The sequence below is a fragment of the Novosphingobium sp. B-7 genome (assembly GCF_000410615.1).
Lineage (GTDB): Bacteria > Pseudomonadota > Alphaproteobacteria > Sphingomonadales > Sphingomonadaceae > Novosphingobium > Novosphingobium capsulatum.
The window spans coordinates 4020-10638 of the sequence record NZ_KE148345.1; the positions used below are offsets into that span (position 1 = coordinate 4020).

The window sequence follows — 6619 nt, forward strand, 5'->3', positions numbered from 1 at the left end:
CCCCGTTTTCACCCGGCGCTTTGCGTCCGGCTTGTGAACGTTCTCAACTGTGGTGACGCATGCGCGTGAACGTTCACTTTGTCAAGCACCCGGCGTTGCCAGCCGTGACAAAGGGCAATGAAACGAGATCAGCCTGCCGGGAAAGCAGCTGGCAAGCGCGGCCTGGACAGTGCGCCGCCCGCGCCGCGGCGATCAGCCTGTGGCGCGAAGGCCAAGTTGCGCGGTCGGATAGGCCGCGCGATCGTTGCCCGCGGGTTGACCATGCCCGGGCAGGCCATGTTCGAACACGGTCGCGGTGATGCGATTGCGGCCCTCGCTCTTGCTGCGATAGAGCTGCGCATCAGCCATATCGATCCACTCCTGCGGCTTGGCCCCGGCGACGCTGCGCGCACTGGCGATGCCGATGCTGACCGTGACGAACGCATCCACGCCCGATCGCGCGTGCGGAATACCCAGCTGGCGCACCTGGCGCCCAATCTCGGCCGCAACGGATTGGGCCGTGGCCAGGTCTGCGCCGGGCAGCACGCAGACGAACTCTTCCCCGCCATAGCGGGCCGAAAGATCGGTCGCACGGCGCACCGCGCGGGTGAGCGCGGCGGCGACCATGGCAATGCAGCGGTCGCCGGCCGGGTGGCCATAGGCATCGTTGAACTGCTTGAAGAAGTCGATATCGAGCATGACCACCGACAGCCATTCCTGCTGCCGCGCCAGCCGCGGGGTCTCCACCTCCAGCGTGCGTTCCAGGTGCCGGCGATTGGACAAGCCGGTGAGCGCATCGGTCACCGCCATCCGTGCCAGTTGATCGCGCAGGCGCTTGAGTTCAACATGATTGGCCACCCGCGCGCGCAGGATCGGCGGCTGCACCGGCTTGGTCACATAGTCGATCGCGCCCAGCGACAGACCGCGCATCTCGTCCTCGCTGTCCCCCAGGCCGGTGGTGAAGATCACCGGCACATCGGTCAGCGTGGCATCCTGCTTGAGCGCGGCACAGACGGCAAAGCCATCCATGCCCGGCATCAGCACATCGAGCAGGATGAGATCGGGCTGCGCGGTGCGCGCCAGATCCAGCGCCTCTTGCCCCGACAGGGCAAAGCAGACGTCGTATTCGTCTTCGAGCACGGCATTGATGATCTCGATATTGGCGATTTCATCGTCGACGATCATCACCAGACCGCGCCGCGACAAGGGGGGAAGCGCCTGGCCCATTAGGCAACGGCCCCCTGTATCGGCGCATCATCGGCAAGGCTGCCTTCTGCTTCGAGCAGGGCCAGCGCGCGGCCATAGTCGAGCCGTTCCAGCGCCTGGCGCACCGGATGGCCCTGGCGCGCCGGCTCGGGCAGGCCCAGCGCATCAGCATAGACGACAAAGGCAGCCCGCGCCGCCAGGCTGCGCCGCTGCACCAGATCGATCAGCCCGTCGCGCGCCTGGGCAACGGCGCCGGCATCTGCGCACGAGCCATCTGCCTCCGTGATCGACGGGACATGAGCCGGAAGCGGTGGCGCCAGGCTGCGCGCCGCCTCGATCGCCGGGGCCAGTTCGCGGGCCAGCAGGGCAATCTCGCGGTCGAGGCCAAAGGTCTGTTCGGCGGCCAGCAAGCGCTCGATGCGCGCGGCCACGGCCTGGACCTGCGGCAGTTCGAGCGAACCGGCCACGCCCTTGAGCGAATGGGCCAGGCGCCGCGCCTCGGCCAGGCGGCCTTCGTCCACCAGGCTGGTCAGCGCACCGGGCGTGGCGGCATAGATATCGCCGAAATCGCCGATCAGCTTGAGCAACAGCGTGCGCTTGCCATTAACCCGCGCCAGGGCCGCAGGAATGCCGAAGGGCGGCAGGTGATCGGGCAAGACCGCCTCGGACGCGCCGGCCGCATCGTTGGCCACGGCGTCGTTTGCCACAGGGCCGGTCCAGGCGGCATCGGTTCCCTGGCCGGCCACTGCCCCGGCAGGCGCGGCATCGGGCCGGCGCAACCAGCGTTCCAGCGTGCGAACCAGCAGCGCAGGCTCAACCGGCTTGGCGATATGATCGTTCATGCCGGCGTCAAGGCACCGCTGGCGTTCTTCGTCATAGGCATGCGCCGTCATCGCGATGATCGGCAAGGCGTCGGCGCTCCACGTGCGACGAATGCGCGCGGTGGCTTCGATGCCGTCCATCTCGGGCATCTGCACATCCATCAGCACAGCGGCATAGGCCCCGTTCTGCGCCGCCACCATGGCGCAGGCGATGCGGCCGTTTTCGGCGCAGTCCACCTCGAGCCCGGCATCGCCGAGCAGTTCCATGGCGATTTCGCGGTTGATCTCGTTGTCTTCGGCCAGCAGCACGCGCAGGCCGCACAGGCGCTGTGGCAGGCTTGGCGCCTGCGCCACCGCGTCTGCCATTGCCGCTGGCGCGCCGGCAGGACCCTTGGCGGGCGCGCGTTCGACCCGTTCGGGGAACAGATCGCACAGCGTTTCGATCAGCGCGCGCGGCTGCAGCGGCTTGGTCAGGAACGCATCGACATCGGCGCGATCGACCGACCCCAGGAACTCGTCGGCGCCATAGGCCGTCACCAGCAGTGTTGCCGGCAGGCGCCCATGCGGCACGCGGGTGCGCATGGCCTTGACCGTGTCCATCCCGCTCAAGCCCGGCATCTTCCAGTCGAGCAGGACAAGATCGAACGGACGCCCGGCGGCGGCCGCTGCATCGATCGCTGCCAGGGCTTCCTCGCCCGAGGCAACGAGATCGACCGCCATGCTCCATCCGGTCAACAATTCGTGCACGATCTGGCGCGAGGCGGCATTGTCATCGGCAGCAAGCACGCGCAGGCCCGCCAGGCCCGGCGGCGGCAGCAGCCCGGCGCGGGCCAGCGTGCCGGCATCGCCCATCACCACGCGGAAGGTAAACACGCTGCCCATGCCGGGCGTGCTTTCCACCGTGATGCCGCCGCCCATCTGCTCAACAATCTGGCGCGAGATGGCCAGGCCCAGCCCGGTGCCACCAAAGCGCCGGGTCATCGAACTGTCGGCCTGGGTAAACGAGGTGAACAGTGCATCGCGCGCCTCGGCGGTCATGCCGATGCCGGTATCACGCACGGTGCATTCCAGGGTGACGGTGCCCTCGCCCGTCGCCACCAGATCAACGCCGACCATGACCACGCCCTTTTCGGTGAACTTGACCGCATTGCTGAGCAGGTTGAGCAAGACCTGGCCAAAGCGCAGTTCATCGCCCACCACCATCTGCGGCACGCGCGGCCCGATGGTGACGCGCAGCGCCACGCCCTTGCCCTCGGCATCGAGAGTGAGCATCTGGGCCTGGTGCTCCACTGTGGTGCGCACATCGAACGGCCGTGCCTCGAGCGTGAGCTTGCCGGCCTCGTTCTTGGAATAATCGAGGATGTCGTTGATCAGGCGCAGCAGCGAGGCACCGGCATCGGCAATCCGCGCGACATAGACCTGTTGCCGGGGATTGAGCGCGGTGCGCTGCGCGAGGTGGCAAAAGCCCAGGATGGCGTTCATCGGCGTGCGGATTTCGTGGCTCATGTTGGCCAGGAACATGCTCTTGGCGCGCGTGGCATCCTCTGCCTCGCGGGTGCGTTCTTCCAGCGCCAGATTCTTGGCACGGATTTCCTCGCCCATGGCCGTGACACGCTGCACGGATTCGACCAGTCGGTCGCTGAGCCAGACCAGCACGGCAGTCTGGAACGCAACGATCACGGCGTGAAGCAGCACGCGGGCAATGTTGCCCTCCCCCGGAAAGACTGCATAGGGCAAGGCATAGAGCAGAACGAGGTGATGCAGCGCCGTTGCCGTGGCCGCCATCAGGATGGCGCCGCGATCGCACCAGGCGATGGTCAACGCCAGCATGGCAAAGAAGTACATGTGCATGTCCATCTGCCAGGCATGGCCCTGCATCAGGAACAGCAGCAGCGCCGGCTCTCCCACCAGCGCCACGGCGGAAAGATAGCGGGTGGAACGGGCAATGCCCTGGCGCCACCACATCAGGTGGTAGGCGAGCGCCAGAACGCCGCCGGCAACGCCCGCCGCGATCGGCGACTGGCCCGTCAGCCAGGCGACAACCGCCAGCAGCGGCACGTGCGCCCACAGCAGATAGACCAGAAAATGGCCGAAGCGGTGGCGCACGTCATCCAGTTCGGTGGCCGGTAGCGGCACGGCCGCAACCTTGGGAGCGGATAACGCAGTGGGCACGAAACGCGGCGATGAGAGGATCGTCATAGGGCCGTTTCTTCCTTGGCAGCGCCGAGGCAGCCCGCCAGACGTGGCGAAGCGAATACGAACCAGGCCCCTTCTCGGCGCAGTGCGGCAGGAAAATCCACACGGGGGGACGTGGCGATAGCGATATTGGCAAAGCGGCCGGGTGCCACGAGCGCGCCTTGCGCGCCGGCGACCATGGCCAAAGTCTGCATCTGTGGAGTGCCGGGCGGAGCAATGACCACCACCTGGTCACCCGGCTGGATCGGCGGGACGGAGGCCCAGGCCAGGCCAGCCACGCCGGCCAGCATCAGGGCGGCGGCGGGCCATATGCTAACGATGGCGGGAGCAGCGATCGTGCGCGGCGGCGGCGCAGGCATCGCACCGTGGCCCGATGCGGCTACGGCGCGATGGCAAGTCGCGTTGATACTGCTGGTACGATCATCGATCATATCCGCCCTCCACACCTTGGAGGTTACGGGTGGCCAATTTCCAATTGGTAAACTTTTACGTTATCGAACTGATCGCAAACTGAATTTGGCCAACAAGGCGCAGTTTTTCGTGTAATATTTCATCCAAATTGGCAGTTATTCGCGCGCCAAATAGCGGGCGCTTGCAGCAAACTCTGTCAGCCCGGCAGGTAAGCAGACACATGCCAGCAATAGGCGCCCGGCAGCGCGCGCTGGTTTAGCGCCGGTTTTCTGCGGTTTTCAGCCAACCACACGTACGGGAACACCCTGATAGGCGAGACCAGGACGCAGGTGTTCGTGCTTCATCACCACGCTGCCGCCCAGCACGCGGGTGCCCGAATCGATCACCGCGCCATAGAGCGGCACGGTGCCGGCATGCACGGTGGCGCCGGTGCCGATCCGCACCTTGTCCACCTTGAGCACGCGATCCTCGAACGTGTGGGCCTGGAAATTGGCATGGACCGTGGCGCCATCGCCGATCTCGATCATGTCGGGATCGACGACCTGGGCAAACAGCGGCCCGAGCACGGCGCGGCGCCCGATCTTGAGGCCCATAAGCCGCAGATAGACCAGCAGCAGGAACGTGCCTTCCAGCTGTTGCAGGATGAAATTGGCATAGCGCGCCCAGGCCACGTAGACGAAATCCCAGCGGCTGCACCAGCACGACCACAGCGCGTGCTGACCAGGCCGCACCCGGCCGATCAGGCCCCATTTGAGGACCATCACCACCAGGCACAGCGCCACCATCGTGGCCAGCGTGGCGCCGGGCACCACCACCCAGGTCATCAGTGCCAGGCTGGCCCCACGCGCCGCAGCCGCACCGATCGCGGCAAACCACAGGGCGCCCAGCACCAGCGGCACCACCGGCAGGAAAAAGCGCGCCAGTTCCCAGAACCAGCGGTTGGCCTGGCGGATCAGCGAAGGATCGTGCGTCACGCTGCGATCGGCCTCCACCACCTGGCGGCGCGGCAGATCGAAACTGGGGTGGCCAAAACGCGACTGGCCGCGCGCGATGCAGGTGGCATCGGCAACGGTGGAAATGCCGATCAGGATGTCATCGGGCAGAGTCTCGCCCGCCGGGATCACCGCGTGATTGCCCAGGAAGGTATTGCGGCCAAGGCGAATCGGCGCGACCCGCACCGTGCCCTGGCGCAGCTCCGCCCCGCCCAGATAGATGCCATCGGCAAAGAAGGTTTCCGCCCCGATCGTGACGAGTTCGGGCGTCACGTCAAAGATCGTGCTGATCTCGCACTTGTCGCCCAGCTTCATGCCCGCCAGGCGCAGCCAGTGCTTGTACATCAAGGTGCCCGAAAGCCACTCGCCGGCGGCAAAGACCGCACCGGCCTTGATCCACAGACGGATGTAGCCAAGGCTCCAGCGGTCGATCACACCGGGCCGCACGCGGCCCATCGCGCGCAGCAGGACTGCCGACCAGAAGACGTTGAGCGGCACGGCAAGGACCGTGGTGGCGAGCAGCGCCGCAATCACGCGCCCATCGAGCGAGGGCGCGGCCATCCAGTGCCAGATCGCCTTGGCGCTTACTTCGCCGCCCAGGCACAAGCCCAGCAGCAGCAGTTCGCCCGGCAGCGCGGCCAGCGCGGTGAACAGCCCCTGCCCAAGAAGCAGCAGCAGGCCATGGCGCCAGGGCCCAAGCCGCGTGGCGGCGCGGGTGATCACCGGAGGCGGCGGCGCCACGCCCACGCGCTGCGCCGGTACGCCGTCCCACACCTCGCCCGCCGGCACCGTGCCGCCGGCATTGAGCACGGAAAGCGCTGTCAGCACACTGCCCGCGCCCATGCGCGCCGGGCCTTCTACCCCGGCACGCACCATCAATGCAGCGCCGGCGTCCAGAGTGATCGGCGCCACCACGATATCGCCGCGATCGAGTTCGACCAGACCCAGGTGGGCGCCCTGCCCCAGCGCGACATCATCGCCCAGGTCGAGCAGATCCCAGCCGCCCCGGCGCAG

At 67.0% G+C, this 6619-nt stretch carries 4 protein-coding genes; all 4 read right to left on the bottom strand.

Translation table 11 applies throughout. The annotated features are described in order from the left end of the window. Positions 1–192: 192 nt before the first annotated feature. Positions 193–1185 (bottom strand): diguanylate cyclase, encoded by a 993-nt coding sequence (locus H926_RS27320; RefSeq protein WP_237741029.1) that lies wholly within the window; start codon positions 1183–1185, stop codon positions 193–195. A gap of 20 nt (positions 1186–1205) precedes the next feature. Continuing rightward, positions 1206–4205: a hybrid sensor histidine kinase/response regulator gene (locus H926_RS27325; RefSeq protein ID WP_022676619.1), complete on the bottom strand. Its 3000-nt coding sequence runs from the start codon at positions 4203–4205 to the stop codon at positions 1206–1208. Continuing rightward, on the bottom strand, positions 4202–4633 hold the full coding sequence (locus H926_RS34270) for a hypothetical protein (RefSeq protein ID WP_022676620.1): 432 nt from the start codon (positions 4631–4633) through the stop codon (positions 4202–4204). Before H926_RS34270 ends, H926_RS27325 begins: the two co-directional genes overlap by 4 nt. A 258-nt stretch (positions 4634–4891) precedes the next feature. Next, positions 4892–6619: hypothetical protein (locus H926_RS30870; RefSeq protein ID WP_371256244.1), on the bottom strand; the 1728-nt coding region annotated here is incomplete at its 5' end.

Coding starts and splice junctions, on each gene's coding strand:
- H926_RS27325 (WP_022676619.1), bottom strand. CDS start 4,205: ATGACGATCCTCTCATCGCCGCGTTTCGTGCCCACTGCGTTATCCGCT.
- H926_RS34270 (WP_022676620.1), bottom strand. CDS start 4,633: ATGATCGATGATCGTACCAGCAGTATCAACGCGACTTGCCATCGCGCC.